The 15,750-nt window shown below is 34.4% G+C and carries 12 protein-coding genes and 1 tRNA gene; 11 read left to right on the forward strand and 2 right to left on the reverse strand.

Annotated features, from left to right (window positions below; genetic code table 11):
• Positions 1 to 236: 236 nt before the first annotated feature.
• The 8 genes from G7034_RS06905 to G7034_RS06940 all read left to right on the forward strand — a co-directional run bounded on the left by G7034_RS06905 (position 237) and on the right by G7034_RS06940 (position 11,357).
• Positions 237 to 1,421: an IS110 family transposase gene (locus G7034_RS06905; protein WP_166399234.1), complete on the forward strand. Its 1,185-nt coding sequence runs from the start codon at positions 237 to 239 to the stop codon at positions 1,419 to 1,421.
• A gap of 256 nt (positions 1,422 to 1,677) precedes the next feature.
• Positions 1,678 to 4,176 carry a type I DNA topoisomerase gene (gene topA / locus G7034_RS06910; protein WP_166400235.1) on the forward strand — a complete coding sequence of 833 codons (2,499 nt, stop codon included), beginning with the start codon at positions 1,678 to 1,680 and terminating at the stop codon, positions 4,174 to 4,176.
• A 45-nt stretch (positions 4,177 to 4,221) separates the two neighbouring features.
• Positions 4,222 to 5,385 (forward strand): formimidoylglutamase, encoded by a 1,164-nt coding sequence (locus tag G7034_RS06915; protein ID WP_166400236.1) that lies wholly within the window; start codon positions 4,222 to 4,224, stop codon positions 5,383 to 5,385.
• A gap of 103 nt (positions 5,386 to 5,488) precedes the next feature.
• Entirely contained in the window at positions 5,489 to 6,832 is a 1,344-nt protein-coding gene (gene porK / locus G7034_RS06920; protein ID WP_166400237.1) for a T9SS ring complex lipoprotein PorK/GldK, read from the forward strand.
• A 62-nt stretch (positions 6,833 to 6,894) separates the two neighbouring features.
• Positions 6,895 to 7,545, forward strand: coding sequence for a type IX secretion system motor protein PorL/GldL (gene porL / locus G7034_RS06925; protein ID WP_166400238.1), 651 nt, complete (start codon positions 6,895 to 6,897; stop codon positions 7,543 to 7,545).
• A gap of 54 nt (positions 7,546 to 7,599) precedes the next feature.
• Positions 7,600 to 9,174 (forward strand): type IX secretion system motor protein PorM/GldM, encoded by a 1,575-nt coding sequence (gene porM / locus G7034_RS06930; protein ID WP_166400239.1) that lies wholly within the window; start codon positions 7,600 to 7,602, stop codon positions 9,172 to 9,174.
• An 11-nt stretch (positions 9,175 to 9,185) separates the two neighbouring features.
• Positions 9,186 to 10,208: a type IX secretion system ring subunit PorN/GldN gene (porN, locus tag G7034_RS06935; RefSeq protein WP_166400240.1), complete on the forward strand. Its 1,023-nt coding sequence runs from the start codon at positions 9,186 to 9,188 to the stop codon at positions 10,206 to 10,208.
• A gap of 66 nt (positions 10,209 to 10,274) precedes the next feature.
• Complete coding sequence (locus tag G7034_RS06940) at positions 10,275 to 11,357, forward strand: NAD(P)/FAD-dependent oxidoreductase (protein ID WP_166400241.1); 1,083 nt, start codon at positions 10,275 to 10,277, stop codon at positions 11,355 to 11,357.
• Here G7034_RS06940 and G7034_RS06945 read toward each other — a convergent pair.
• Complete coding sequence (locus G7034_RS06945) at positions 11,332 to 11,709, reverse strand: DUF983 domain-containing protein (protein ID WP_166400242.1); 378 nt, start codon at positions 11,707 to 11,709, stop codon at positions 11,332 to 11,334. The genes G7034_RS06940 and G7034_RS06945 overlap by 26 nt on opposite strands.
• A 56-nt stretch (positions 11,710 to 11,765) precedes the next feature.
• Here G7034_RS06945 and G7034_RS06950 point away from each other — a divergent pair, with 56 nt between their 5' ends.
• The 3 genes from G7034_RS06950 to G7034_RS06960 all read left to right on the forward strand — a co-directional run bounded on the left by G7034_RS06950 (position 11,766) and on the right by G7034_RS06960 (position 13,998).
• Positions 11,766 to 13,682 carry an ABC-F family ATP-binding cassette domain-containing protein gene (locus G7034_RS06950; protein ID WP_166400243.1) on the forward strand — a complete coding sequence of 639 codons (1,917 nt, stop codon included), beginning with the start codon at positions 11,766 to 11,768 and terminating at the stop codon, positions 13,680 to 13,682.
• Positions 13,675 to 13,866, forward strand: a complete 192-nt coding sequence (locus G7034_RS06955) for a CPXCG motif-containing cysteine-rich protein (RefSeq protein ID WP_166400244.1) — start codon at positions 13,675 to 13,677, stop codon at positions 13,864 to 13,866. The genes G7034_RS06950 and G7034_RS06955 overlap by 8 nt, the downstream gene beginning before the upstream one ends.
• A gap of 59 nt (positions 13,867 to 13,925) precedes the next feature.
• Positions 13,926 to 13,998: transfer RNA gene (locus G7034_RS06960), tRNA-Met, on the forward strand.
• Between the two features lie 330 nt (positions 13,999 to 14,328).
• Here the strand turns inward: G7034_RS06960 and G7034_RS06965 are convergent.
• Positions 14,329 to 15,741, reverse strand: a complete 1,413-nt coding sequence (locus tag G7034_RS06965; RefSeq protein ID WP_166400245.1) for an MBL fold metallo-hydrolase — start codon at positions 15,739 to 15,741, stop codon at positions 14,329 to 14,331.
• Between the last annotated feature and the right edge of the window lie 9 nt (positions 15,742 to 15,750).

A 15,750-nucleotide genomic window follows, 5' to 3' on the forward strand; every position in this document is an offset into this window, starting at 1 on the left:
CGGGCTCATATCTTTGTATTTTTAAACAGTTAAATCATTAAAGCTAGGGTAGCAAATTGTTTGCGGGCTAGTTACAATCATTGATTGATAATGCTGATAAAGGCAAATCTATCCTAGTCTTTTTCTTAAAGATTCAATAGTACCTAAATACTATAATTTAGTTATAGATATTGTATTACATGAGCAAAGTCTTAGAGAAAAATTTTAATGATTATTACGCAAAAAATACTTTTATTATGAATTTAAAATTTTCAGTAGGTCTTGATGTGTCAAGTAAAAAAGTAGATGCTTGTATAAGCACGATAGACTGTAATCAAAGCGTGAAGGTTAAGTCTTCTTGTAGTGTTTCTAATTCAAAAGCAGGCTTTTTAAAGCTAGTAAAATGGATTGATAAATGGACAAAAAAAGAGTCTATTCCAATAGTTGTTAGCTTAGAAGCTACTGGTGTTTATCACGAAGAACTTGCTTATTATCTAGATGATGCAGGGTATAGAGTTTCTATTATTTTACCAAACAAAGCAAAAAAGTATTTACAATCTATTGGCTTAAAAAGTAAGAATGATAAAATAGACGCTAAAGGTTTGGCACAAATGGGGGCAGAACAAAATTTATCTCAATGGATTAGACCTAAAGATGTTTTTGTAAGCCTAAGGTCTTTAACACGACAGTATCAATCCATTCAGGAATCGATTACGGTAGAAAAGAATAAGCTACATGCAGAAGAACAATCAGCTTTATCAAACAAGCATGTGATTAAGCAAATGAAAAGCCATATACGTTTCTTAGAAAAGCAAAAAACAAAGACAGAAATTGCTATCGAAGAAGTCATAAAAAGTGATGAGGAGCTAAAATTAAAAGTAGAGAATATTTGCACAGTTAGAGGATTATCAATACTTTCTGTAGCTACTGTTATAGCAGAAACAAATGGATTTAATCTGTTTAAAAATTACAAGCAACTAGTGAGTTATTCTGGGTATGATGTTGTAGAAAATCAATCAGGTTCTCATAAAGGCAAGACAAAAATATCGAAAAAGGGAAACTCAAGGATTAGACGAATTTTACACATGCCATCGTTAATAGCAATAGGTTCAGAAGGGACAGTTTTTAAGAACCTTTACCTTAGAGTTTATGAAAGAACAGGCATCAAAATGAAAGGTATTGTCGCTGTTCAAAAAAAATTATTGTTAACAATTTATTACTTGTGGAAAAAAAACGAACCCTTTGATATTAATTATCAAAATAAAGGAAATAAAAATATCCAAGAGGAGGAGAAGGAGCTTTCCTCTCGGTACGCCTCTGAAAGAGGCGAAAAAAATAGCCAAACAAAAAGTTTGGCTATACAAGGTAAACATCCAGTGAGTGATCAAAGTATGCTTCCTCTCGGTAAAATCAAAGATAAAAAAATTATGGTTGAAAATTAAAAAAATGTTTGGATTTAAAGATAGTACCTTTTCACTACAATCAGGGCTAGGGTTTTGAGATGAAGATAAAATTTTGACTTTGTGCTTATAATCGAACTCAGGTTACTAGGTATTATGAGCTATTTTTACTTGGTTTTTGCGTTTTATAACTAGCCAATGTTCAAGAGCTAAGTCTCTAATTTTTTTGCGATTTTTCTTAAAATTTACGCCTAGAAAAAAAAATCATCTACTTTTGTAACCAAATTGAATAAAATTTATGGCTAAGAATTTAGTAATAGTTGAGTCGCCAGCCAAGGCAAAAACCATCGAAAAATTTCTAGGTAAAGATTATAAGTTAGCTTCAAGTTTTGGGCATATAGCAGATCTTCCATCCAAAGAGTTAGGAGTAGATGTAGAGGGAGATTTTACTCCTAAATATATGGTTTCTAAAGATAAAAAAGAGGTAGTTAAAAAGTTAAAAAACTTGGCTAAATCATCAGAAATTGTGTGGTTAGCTAGTGATGAAGACCGAGAAGGAGAGGCCATTGCTTGGCATTTAGCAGAAGAATTAAAGCTTGACGATTCAAACAGTAAGCGAATTGTTTTTCACGAAATTACTAAGCCCGCCATACAAAAAGCCATAAAAAACCCTCGTAAAATTGACTACAATTTGGTAAATGCTCAACAAGCTAGACGTGTACTAGATCGTTTGGTGGGATACGAGCTCTCTCCTGTGCTTTGGAGAAAAGTTAAAGGCGGACTTTCTGCCGGTAGAGTGCAATCGGTTTCTGTGCGTTTAATTGTAGAACGCGAGCGAGAAATACAAGGTTTTAAAGCCGAGGCTTCTTATCGTATAGATGCTGAATTTTCAACATCAAAAGGGCAAAGCTTTAAAGCTAAATTGGCTAAGAATATTCCAACACAAAAAGAAGCTGAAAACTTTTTAAAATCTAACTTAGGCGCACATTTTAAGGTGGCAGAGTTAACCACAAAACCTGCTAAAAAATCGCCAGCTCCTCCATTTACTACGTCAACTTTACAACAAGAAGCGGCTAGAAAGCTCAATTTTCCCGTAGGAAAAACAATGAGTATGGCTCAACGCTTATATGAATCTGGACGTATTACTTACATGAGAACCGATAGCGTAAATCTTTCTGATGAAGCCAAAAAAGGAGCTTTTAACGAAATTGTTTCGGCTTATGGAAAGGAATACGCACAATCTAGAAATTTTAAATCGAAAGCTAAAGGAGCACAAGAAGCTCATGAAGCTATTAGGCCTACTAATTTTGCCGTTCATTCTGCTGGCGATGAGTACGACCAAAAAAGATTGTATGATTTGATCTGGAAACGCGCCATTGCCTCTCAGATGAGTGAAGCTAAATTAGAGCGTACCGTAATGAAAATTGAAGCAAATACCCATAAAAAAGAATTTGTTGCTCGTGGAGAGATGATTAAGTTTGAAGGCTTCCTAAAAGTTTATTTAGAAGGTAGTGATGATGAGGAAGAAGAGCAACAAGATGGGTTGCTGCCTCGAGTTCAAGTAGGAGAAGATTTACTTAGCCATTGGATTCAAGCCACCGAACGTTTTACAAGACCACCGGCAAGATATACGGAAGCTGCTTTGGTGAAAAAATTAGAAGAATTAGGCATAGGAAGACCATCAACTTACGCACCCACTATTTCTACAATACAAAACAGAAAATATGTAGAAAAAGGACAAATAGAAGGCACACCAAGAAAATATAATCAGTTTACTCTTCAAGATGAAAAAATTAATCATAAAAAATTGTCTGAAAATATAGGTTCAGACAAAGGTAAATTAGTTCCTACAGATGTAGGAATGGTGGTTAATGACTTTTTAGTGGAACACTTTTCAGGAATTTTAGATTATAATTTTACCGCAGGATTAGAGCGTGATTTTGATAAAATTGCCGAAGGAAATAAAAAGTGGACTGATGTAATGAAGAGTTTTTATTCAGAGTTTCATCCACGAGTTAAAGACGTTGAGGAAAATGCTGAACGCGAAGTAGGAGAGCGTGTTTTGGGGAAAGATCCAAGCACCGGAAAACCTGTAAGTGTTCGTCTTGGAAAATACGGACCTATGGCTCAAATTGGAACTGTTGAGGATGAAGAAAAACCACAATTTGCTAGTTTAAGGCCTGGCCAAACTTTGAACACTATTACTTTTGATGAAGTTATGGATTTGTTCAAACTTCCCAAAGAATTAGGCGAATACAAAGGAGAAGCTGTTGAAACCAATATAGGTAGATTTGGTCCTTATGTAAGGTATGGTAAAAAGTTTGTTTCATTAGATCGTGGAGAAGACCCCTTAGATGTTACCATGGAACGTGCTTTAGAATTAATTAAAGCAAAAGAAAAATCTGAAGAACCTATTTATCACTATCAAGAAAAGCCTGTTCAAAAAGGAGTAGGTAGATTTGGCCCTTTTCTTAAATGGGATGGGATGTTCATAAACGTTAATAAAAAATATGATTTCGACAACCTAAGTGATGGTGATATAGAAGAGCTTATTGAAGATAAAATCCAAAAAGAAAAAGATAAATTAATTCATCATTGGGAAGCGGAAGGAATAAAAGTTGAAAAAGCAAGATGGGGAAGATTTAAGGTTTCCAAGGGGAAGCAAAAAATAGAGCTGCCTAAAACTACCGATGCCAAAAATTTAACATTAGAGGAAGTCAAAGCCATGCTTGATAAAGGGAAAAAATCAACAACCAAGAGAAAAAAAACAACAAAGAAAAAGTCAAAGAAGAAATAATTACTTAGTTTTGGCAAACACAACAAGGATTAAACTAAGTTTTGAATGTCGGAATTTGAATTTTTAGAACCTTTAGATCAAAGGCTTTTGGAAGAAGTTAAGCTTGAGGGTCATCCCAAACAAATAGGGAGAAACGTTGATTTTTACCATTCGTTAACTCAGGTAGATTTTAAAAGCTACGACCTCGCCATTTTAGGAGTAGCTGAATTTAGATCATCAAACACAGCTTCAGAAAAGGTAGATTTCAGCAAAATAAGAAGGTCTTTTTATCAGCTTTTTCCTGGAAATTGGAAGTCAAAAATCTTAGATTTAGGAAACATTCAAGCAGGAAATAATCCAGAAGACACGCGTTACCTTTTAGAAAAAATCCTTGCCACCTTATTAAAAAATAAAGTTATACCCTTAATTTTAGGAGGAAGTAAAGACTTGGTTTATGCTCAATACAGAGCCTATTCTGAAGTTAAATACATGGTTAACCATTTAAGTGTAAGTCATAGTTTTGACCTAGGAGATGCTGATTTAGATCTGGCTACAAACAATTATTTAAGTCATATTATTGTAAAAAAACCTTACAATCTTTTTAATTATACAAACTTAGGTTACCAGACGTTTTACGTCAATCAAGATGAAATAGACTTGATGGAACGTCTCTTTTTTGAAACTTACCGTTTAGGGCATATTAAATCTAACTTGCACTTTGCAGAACCTTTGTTAAGAGATACGGATTTTGCTAGTTTTGATTTCACTTGTCTTAAGTCTTCAGAAGTGGCAGATTCAACTCATTTTATGGTAAATGGATTTAATGCCCAAGAATTTTGTGCTATGGCAAGGTATGCGGGCATAAGTGATAGGCTAAGTAGTTTTGGGATGTATGAAATACAGAAATTTAATCAGCGTCCAGCTTTAATTTCATTGGTGGCGCAAGTTATGTGGTATTTTGTAGAAGGATTAAATTTTAGATTTAATGAAGAGTATCCACAATTTAACCAAAATTTCACTAAATTTACCGTCCCAATTGAGGACGAAAACCTCATTTTTTTAGAGAGTAAAGTTTCTGGACGTTGGTGGATTGAAATTCCTTTAGCAAATAAAGATAATAAACCAACAGAAAAAACGTTTATATCATGTTCTAAAGAAGATTATCTAAGTGCTTGTGAATTAGAATATCCTGAGCGCTGGGTAAAATCAAAAATCAAAAATGAACTCTAAGATTAAATTTAAATTAAATATCTCTTAGCAAAATAGTTGGTTTTTAGAAATTATTTAAATAGGTTTACAGCCGAAAAAAATTACGTTACTATAACATATAGAAATGAGAAATTTTATTAAACTTTTAGTAGTCGCATTAGTATTAGTTAGCTGTGGTAATAATGACCGCGGTCAATTAGTTGGTGTAGAAGGAAAAAAATGGAACCCTGAAAAACCATACGGTATGGTCTTAGTTGAAGGCGGGGCATTTATAATGGGTAAGGCGGATCACGACATCGCAGGATTGAATGATGCTCCTACAAAAACCGTTACAGTAACCTCCTTTTATATGGATGAAACTGAAATCACCAATTCTGAATACAGGCAATTTGTGCATTGGGTTCGAGATTCTGTAGTTCGACAAAAACTAGCTGAAGCAGCTGAATTAGCTGGAGCAACAGGTGGAGATTCAGGAAATGACCGTTCTATAGGTAGCTATGCTTTTAAAGGCTCTGCTGAAGAAGGTGATTTAACCCCTTTTCAAGAATTTTCAAGACATTACGATCCCATGGATCAAATGATTAATTGGGATGTTGATATAGTTTGGGACGAGTCTAAATACCCAGATGAAGATTATGTTTATGTGATGGATGAATTTTATCTTCCTAACGATCAATCTTACAATGGCGTAAGAATGAAGAACGTTGAAGAATTTAAATATTCCTACAAACAAATGGATGTTGAGGCAGCGGCACGTGCTAAAGGTGATCGCTCAGAATACATCAAAGAATATGTGGTGCCAATTTATCCAGATACAACCGTTTGGATTAAGGATTTTCATTATTCATACAATGAGCCTTTACACAACGATTACTTCAATCATACAGCTTACGATAATTATCCGGTTGTTGGTGTTGATTGGAATCAAGCCAAGGCATTTTCCGATTGGAGAACACAATACTTAAACAATTTTAGAAAATCTAAAGATATGGCGCCTACCAATATGTTTAGATTGCCTTCTGAAGCTGAATGGGAATATGCAGCAAGAGGTGGTTTAGAGTCCGCGACTTACCCGTGGGGTGGTCCTTATGCTAAAGATGATCGCGCTTGTTTTAAGGCTAACTTCAAGCCTTTAAGAGGTGATTATGCTGCTGATGAGGCGCTTTACACTGTTGAAGCTGATTCGTATGAGCCCAATGATTTTGGTTTGTATAATATGTCTGGAAACGTTTCAGAATGGGTAAATACTTCTTATGATGCAGCTTCTTATGAATATATGTCTAGTATGAATCCAAATGTGAATAACAAAGATAATAAGCGAAAAGTGATTCGTGGTGGTTCTTGGAAAGATGTAAGTTATTTCTTGCAAGTTAGTACTCGGGATTATGAATACGCAGACTCAGCTAGAAGTTATGTTGGCTTTAGAACCGTTCAAGATTTTCTTGGAAATAGCTTAAACCTAAATTAAGAAAATACAACTTTTAATAATTAATATAAACAACTAAATAATAACTTAAATTTTTAACGATTATGGCACAATCAAAAGCAGGAAAGAGAATTAAGAATATGGTATATGGTCTTGGAGCAGCAATTGTATTAATTGGTGCGCTATTCAAAATTGTACACTTTGAAATTGGTCCTTTAACGGGTAACGTAATGTTAACTATTGGTCTTGTTACTGAAGCATTAATATTTACCTATTCAGCCTTTGAACCAATTGAAACAGAACTTGACTGGTCTAAAGTTTATCCTGAGTTAGCCGGTGGCGATTCAAGCGGTAAAAAATCTAAAGCTGAAGCTAAGGACGAGCAAGGTATGCTTTCTAAGAAATTAGATAATATGTTGAAAGAGGCTAAAATTGATTCTAAGTTGATGGAAAGCCTTGGGCAGAGTATTAAAAACTTTGAGAGTGCTTCTAAAGGAATTGCTCCTTCAGCTGATGCAATGAGTTCTCAGAAAAAATATAGCGAAGAAATGGTCAAGGCTGCTCAACAAATGGAGTCTTTGAATAACTTGTATAAGGTTCAATTAGATTCAGCTACACAACAGGCTGAAATCAATCAAGCGGTAACTGCTAATGCTGGTAAATTAAAAGACCAAATGGCTTCTTTAACTGATAACTTAAATTCACTTAACGGGGTTTATGGTGGAATGTTAAGTGCTATGAAGCCTAAAGCTTAACTAGTAGATATATTGAGATTTAAATAATTGAATAATAATTTATAAAATATAAACATGGCAGGAGGAAAAGAATCACCACGGCAGCAGATGATTAATCTGATGTACCTCGTATTTATTGCAATGCTAGCGCTAAATATGTCAAAAGAGGTATTGTCTGCTTTTGGTCAGATTAACGAATCTTTAGTTGAGAGTAGTAGTACTTTAGAAGATAAAAACAAAGAAGCTTTGCAAGGTTTAGCTACCAAAGCTGCAGATCAACCTGATCAGTTCAAAGCTGTAAAGGAGAAAGCCGATTTAGTGAATCAGCATACCGAGGAATTGTTTACATACTTTCAAGATGTAAAAGAAATATTTGAAGGCTCTGTTGAGGATCCAAAAGACTACGAAACAATGGATAAAGATGCAGCTGTTAATGAATATTTCATGAAGAATGGCGAACTGAAGCCTGAAGGCGAAGCGTTTATGGCCAATATAGCTACTTACAGAGACAAAATGGTTGGTTTATTACAAGATGACCCAAAGTATGCTAAAATTGTTAAAACAATTAAAGAAAAGTTTAATGCAGATGAACCTATTAAACCAGAGGGAGCTGCTAAAAACGCTAAAGTTAATTATGTAGAACACCATTTTGTAGGTTATCCAATGATTTCTACGATTACTAAAATTTCTAATCTACAACATGAAATGAAAATTTTGGCAAATGAAACTTTTTCATTAATGTTAGCGGGTCAGTTGACTCAGATTGCTTCAATGGATAATTACGAGACCTTACTGCAAACTGATAGAGGAGCTTACTATCAAGGTACAACATTTGATGGTTCAATAGTTTTAGGAAGAACTGATGCTTCAACTGTTCCTAATGATGTTCAATTAAAATTAAATGGTAGCCCCCTTACCGAAGGAAAAGATTTTGAAATTTTAGAAGGTCAAGTAAAGTTAAATGTACCCACTGGAGGTGCAGGTGACAAGCTAATAGAAGGAAAACTTTTCTTCAATCAAGGTGATGAGGTAATTGAAGTTGATGTTAACCAAACTTTTCAAGTTATACCAAAACCAGAGCAAGCAATTGTTTCTGCTGATAAAATGAACGTAGTTTATCGTGGTATTGATAACCCTATTACGGTTTCAATTCCTGGTATTCCAGCAAATAAAGTGAAAGCTAGTGCTCCTGGTTTAAAAAATGTTTCAGGTACTAAATATAATCTTGTACCTAAAACCGGTAAAGAAGTTAAAATTAATGTGACAGGAGAAATTGATGGCGACCCCGTTAATTCTCCCCCAGTAGTTTTCCGTATTAAGTCTTTACCAAGACCTACGCCAACCGTAAGAGGTCAATTTCAAGAAGGAGCTCCTATTTCTATGCCAAGAAAGGCGCTTGAAATATCACCCGTAGGTGCTGAGTTTGAAAATTTTGATTTTGATATTAAACCTGTTGTTAAGCGTTTTTCAGTTTCTATTCCTGGTCAACCAGCGGTTACTGTTAATGGCGATCGTTTTGATGCTTCTGCTAAACAATTATTGAATCTTGCTAATGCAGGTGATGTAGTTCAGGTTTTTGATATAAAAGCAGACGTTCCTGGTGTTAACGTTAAAAATATGCCACCAATACAAGTAAAATTAAGTAACTAAAAAATAATACTATGAGGAGTGTTCTCACTTATTTATTCGTAGGTTCATTAAGTTTAATTGCTTTTACAAGCGTAAATGCGCAGTCAAATATTTTGAATGCTAAAACGCCTATAGAAGTTGGTGAACTTACAGAAGACCAAAAAGAGTATGACGATAATCAACCACTAGATTATGGTTATGTAGGAGATAGAGATATTTTGTGGTCTAAATCTGTATGGGAAAAAATCGACTTGAAGCAAAAAGTTAATTTTCCTTTGTACTACCCTACTAAAAGAACTGTGATAAGTAAAAATAGACGCCCTCTTTTTCAAGTCTTAGTTGATGGGATTAAAGACGGTGCTTCAGATGAACCTTCAGATAATGCCATTAAGCAGATTTATAGAACCAGTTATTTTAATGAAGATGCTAAACTCGTAGATGAGGAAGCTTTGGCAAGATTGTCTCATATTTCATTACCTGATGCAGCCTACAATATTCTTGACCAATACGGTATTACTGGTACAGAAACTGTAGATTTACTATTGCAACGTTTTATGGCGGGTACTTTAGAAGACTATCCTGAGCTGTATCCCTCAGATTTGTTAGCTCAACTCGAGCCTTTCTTAATTCCTGAGGAAATCACAGCTTTAGATATTGAGTTTTACCACATTAAAGGTATTTGGTACTTTGATAAAAGACAAGGTGAAATGAGGTATAGAATACTTGCTATAGCACCAGTTGGTGTTGATGTTAAGAAAAAAGGCTCAGGAGATGAGGGAGAACCGATTGAATATTTTTGGGTTTGGTATCCAGATGCTAGAAACGCTTTACACAATGCAAATGTTCTTAATAGCCAAAATAGTTCTAAACCTATTAGTTTTGATCATCTTTTAAACTCAAGACGTTTTAATGCGGTTATTTATCAAACTGAAAATGAATATGGAGACCGTAAGGTTAAAGAATATATTCAGGATGATGCAATGATGCAATTATTAGAATCTGATCGACTTAAGGAAGAGATTAGAAACTTTGAATTGGATATGTGGAATCATTAATCTATTTTTCAAGATATTATTTTAAATTAGCCCTCTTATACAGAGGGCTTCTTATTTAATTTACTTATGCAAGTTGAAGATACTAAAAAGGATTTTTTAATTGTTGGATTTGGTGTGGTTGGTCTTTCTTTAGCTAAGCACTTGTTAGACCAAAACACTTCGTTTGATGTAATTGCTAACTTAAAACCTAGAGCATCTTCGGTTTCAGGCGGCTTGTTAAACCCTGTTTCGTTGAAACGATTAAAACTAGCGTGGAATGCAGACTTATTCCATTTCTATGCGGTAGATTTTTATTCAAGTTTCACCCAATTGTTAGGTCAATCTTATCTTCAAGATAAGCCTATTTACAGAATCTTTTCCAGTATCGAGGAGCAAAATCTGTGGTTTAGTCAACCTGAGTCTAAGCCAATAAACAAGTATTTGTCTTCAGATTTAATCGATTTAGCTAAGGTTGACAATAAGTTTCGTTCGGCTAAGGTTATCGATTCTTATTTAATTCGTCTGCGTGAGCTTATCTCCGATTTTTCTAATTATCTAATTGGCTCTTCTCGTTTTATTCAAGCTAACTTTAACTATGCCGATTTGCATCTCTCTGATTCTTGTGTTAAGTATAATTCTAGGGGCTATAAACATGTCATTTTTGCCGATGGCTATCAGGTTATCAATAACCCATTTTTTAATTACTTACCTATCTATGGAAATAAAGGAGAATACCTGATTGTAAGGTGTACCGATTTATCCCAAGATAAAATTTATAAACCCTCCAAATTCTTGATTCCGTTAGGCCAAGGCTTATTTAAGTTTGGAGCAACTTATGAAAGAGATTTTACGGATGATTTACCGTCAGCATCAGCACGTTTAAACTTGAATAAAGAATTAGAAAAATTCACAACTGTTGATTTTGAAATTGTTGATCAAGTTTCTGCCATCCGCCCAACGTCAAAAGACCGCCTTCCTATTTCAGGTCAGCACCCTAAACATAGTTCTTTATTTACGCTTAATGCAATGGGAAGTAGGGGGATAATGTCGGCTCCACACTTGGCAAAAAATTTAATTAATTCCATTAAAACTAATGAAACTATAATGGATCAAGTAAATGTAAATCGATTTACGCGTAAGCATTTTAAGAGTTCGCCTTCTCTTTATTAAAACTAAAGAAGAAGTTAATCCATATATTTCTTGCAAGCCGCATATTAATAGGCATACTTAAAACTAAAACTCCAATAATAACAAAGAAAGAGTTTAGTTTTTCTAGCCCAATAAAGTAATGTGCAATTATGAATGAAGCAACAGCAATGGCTACCCCAATTCCGTAACTAACATACATAGCTCCATAGAAAAAAGAAGGTTCAATTTTGTATTTAGTTTGGCAGTTTGAGCATTTTTCGTGCATGTCGTAAATCTTGTTCAGTTTGAAAGGATTTTTTTCTTTGTACATGCTTTCTTCTTGACAAACTGGACATTTTCCTGTAAAAATACTATATAATTTGGTGCCTTTCATTTTCTTATATTTACTTTCGCAAAAATACTAATTTTTAATTGTTTTCCTTGTAACTCATGATACATGTTTCTAATTTAAGTGTCCTCTTTGGAGGAATACCACTTTTTAATCAAATCAACTTTAGATTAACCAAAGGAGATCGAGTAGGTTTAATAGGTAAAAATGGAGCAGGCAAATCTACTTTACTTAAAATTCTTTCAGGCGAGTTAAAAGACTTCGAAGGAGATTTGTCTTACCCTAAAAATACAAAGATAGGAATACTCAAACAAGACATTGATTTTGATGAAGGCTGTACGGTTTTAGAAGAGGCTTATAAAGCTTTTGAAGAAATAAAAACCCTTGAAAAACAAATTGATCAAATTAATCATGCGCTTCAGACACGCGAAGACTATGAATCTGAGGCTTATCAAGACTTAATTGTTCAGTTAACCGATGTACAGCAACAGCTTCAAATGCTTGGTGGTTATTCTTATCAAGGAACAGCAGAACGAGTCCTTAAAGGCCTAGGATTTAAGGAAACAGAATTCACTAAATTAACAAATGAATTTTCTGGTGGCTGGAGAATGCGAATTGAATTAGCAAAACTCCTTCTTCAGAACAACGATATCATGTTACTTGATGAGCCTACAAACCATTTAGATATTGAAAGTATTATTTGGTTAGAAGGTTTCTTACAAACTTATCCTGGTTGCGTGGTAATTGTCTCTCACGATGAAATGTTTTTAGATGAAGTTACCAATAGAACTATAGAATTGTCTTTAGGTAGAATTTATGACTACCCAAAAGCCTTTTCTGAATTTAAAAAGATACGCAGTGAAATAAGAGAACAACAATTAGCTGCTCAAAAAAATCAACAAAAAGAAATTGAACAAACTGAAAAGCTGATTGAAAAGTTTAGAGCTAAAGCTTCTAAAGCGTCTATGGCACAATCGCTAATTAAAAAATTGGACAAAGTTGAACGTATAGAAGTTGACCAAGAAGACAATGCACAAATGAACTTAAAATTTGAAGTAAGTCATCAACCGGGTAAAGTAGTTTTTCAAACAGAATCGATTTCAAAAAAATTTGGTCAGCATATCGTTTTCAGTGATGTCTCTTTTGAAATAGAAAGATCCAATAAAATTGCTTTTGTAGGGCAAAATGGACAGGGAAAATCTACGCTTGCCAAAATCCTTGTTGGCGAGCATGAACATCAAGGAGACTTAAAAATTGGCCATAACGTGCAGATAGGATATTTTGCGCAAAATCAAGCGGAGTATTTGGATTTAAATAAAACCGTACTCGATACCATGATTGATGCTGCAGATGCTAAATCTAGGCCACGAGTTCGTGATATTTTAGGCTCTTTTTTATTTCGTGGAGAGGAAGTAGAAAAGTATGTAAAAGTACTTTCTGGAGGCGAAAGAAATCGTTTGGCTTTAGCTAAATTGCTCCTAACTCCTTTTAATGTTCTTATTATGGATGAGCCGACTAATCACCTTGATTTACAGTCTAAAGAAGTGCTTAAAAAGGCATTAAATAACTTTGATGGAACATTGATTTTAGTTTCTCACGACCGTAAATTTTTACAGGGATTAGCCAATACTGTCTTTGAGTTTAGAGATGGTAAAGTAAACGAATTTTTGGGTGATATTGATGCCTATCTTCAAGAACGAGAGTTTGAAAATATGCGTGCTGTTGAATCTGATGAGAAAAATAATCCAACAAAGCCAAATCAGGCAAAGCATACTAGTAATCAGCTTTCCTTTAAGGAACAAAAAAAACAGAAATCGCTTACCAATCAGCTATCTAAAGTAGAAACTAAAATTAATTCTTTAGAAAATGAAATTGAAAAACTAGACACTCAGTTATTAAAGAAACCAGCATTGGCCTCTGATGCTAATTTCTTTGAGAGTTATGAAACAACAAAGAAAAAGCTTGATGAATTGATGAAGAAATGGGAAGAAATTGAATTAGAATTAAGTAATGCATAGGGGAGAAGAAATTTTTTACCAATGCCCTCATTGCTGGGAGGAAGTTAGTATTATTGTTGATTTATCGCACAATATGGAAGAATATGTGGAAGATTGTGAGGTATGTTGCAACCCTATAAGCTTTATTATAAAAATTTCTGCTAGTCAAGTGGTAGATTTTCAAGCAACTACCTTAGATCAGTAATTTTTTTGAAGAAAAGTTTGCTAAGAAGTTTTATTTTTATGTATATTTGCAATCCAAATCGCGGGATAGAGCAGCAGGTAGCTCGTCGGGCTCATAACCCGAAGGTCACTGGTTCGAGTCCAGTTCCCGCTACAAGTGAAGAGTTAACTTAACTAGTTAGCTCTTTTTTTTTGCTCTAAATTTTATTGATTAAGAAGGACGAGAAGTTTAGCCTGAGCGTAGAGAAACGGAGTCGAAGAAAATCCAATTTCTACTAAAATTTAAAGTCTAGCTTCTAGGGCTTTTTTTATGAAACAATTTGTAGTTTATCTAATATGCTGTAAAATTTGATAAGACGTATGTAGGCTATACATCAAGTTTAATCAACCTTTTTTATTCTCCTATTTTTCATTACGTATAAATAAAAAGTCGCTTCTATTTAGAAACGACTTTACCTACTTCTTATAGTGTTTGACATGAAATTTACAAGGTGCTAGGACAAACAAAATCTGTCATTTTAATGTCTAGTTCTTTTAATTCATCAAAGCCACCTTCAATATTAATTAAATTGTGTATTCCTCTTTTCTTAAGAATTGAGGCAGCAATCATAGAACGATAACCTCCAGCGCAATGAACATAGAAAGAGTTTTTGCTAGGAAATTCAGCTAAGTGTTCATTAATAAAATCTAGAGGTGTGTTTTCCGCCTCTGGAATTCTTTCTGATAAATATTCATTAGGTTTTCTTACATCATAAATATTTATTTGTTGGCTTTCTTTGTAAACTTCTTCAAACTTTGCTGCACTTACTGAAGTTACTTGGTCATATTCTTTTGCATCATTTTTCCAAGCATCAAAGCCTCCTTGTAAGTAGCCTAAGGTATTGTCAAAACCCACTCTTGATAATCTAATAACGGCTTCTTCTTCACGATCTTTATCGGTTACCAATAAAATAGGTTGTTTTACATCGGCAATTAAGGCACCAACCCACGGAGCAAAAGTTCCATCAAGACCAATAAAAATTGATCCTGGAATATGCCCTTTAGCATAATGGTCTTGATGTCTTACGTCAAGAACTACGGCTCCAGTTTCATTAGCTGCGGTTTCAAATTCGTTTGGACTTAAAGCGCGTGTACCGCGATTTATTATTTTATCAATACTCTCGTAGCCGTCTTTGTTTAATTTTACATTTAAAGGGAAATATTTAGGTGGTGGAGCTAGGCCAGCTGTTACCTCTTCAATGAATTCTTCTTTGCTCATATCTTCGCGTAACGCATAGTTCATCTCTTTTTGATTTCCTAGCGTATCAACGGTTTCTTTCATCATATTTTTTCCGCAAGCAGAGCCTGCACCGTGACCAGGATAGACGGTTATGCTATTATCAAGAGGCATGATTTTATTTCGAAGGCTATCGTATAAAGTTCCTGCTAATTCTTCTTGTGTCATAGAAGCAGCTTTTTGAGCTAAATCAGGACGACCTACGTCACCCAAAAAAAGAGTATCTCCTGTAAAAATGGCTTCAGGTTTTTCATTCTCATCAACTAGGAGGTAGGTTGTGCTCTCCATGGTATGACCAGGGGTGTGTAATACCTTAATTTTTATATTTCCTAACTGAAATACCTCATTATCTTCTGCTATATAAGAATCAAAAGAAGTCTTGGCATTTGGTCCATAGACTATTTTTGCTCCTGTTTTTTCAGCCAAAGTTAGATGTCCACTTACAAAATCTGCATGAAAGTGAGTTTCTAAAATATATTTGATTTTGGCATTGCTTTTTTCAGCTTTATCTAAATAGGGTTGCACTTCTCTTAACGGGTCTATTATTGCAACTTCTCCGTTACTTTCAATATAGTAGGCACCTTGTGCAAGACAACCTGTATAAATCTGTTCTATTTTCATGTTATTTTG

The organism is Psychroflexus maritimus (assembly GCF_011089875.1).
GTDB lineage: Bacteria > Bacteroidota > Bacteroidia > Flavobacteriales > Flavobacteriaceae > Psychroflexus > Psychroflexus maritimus.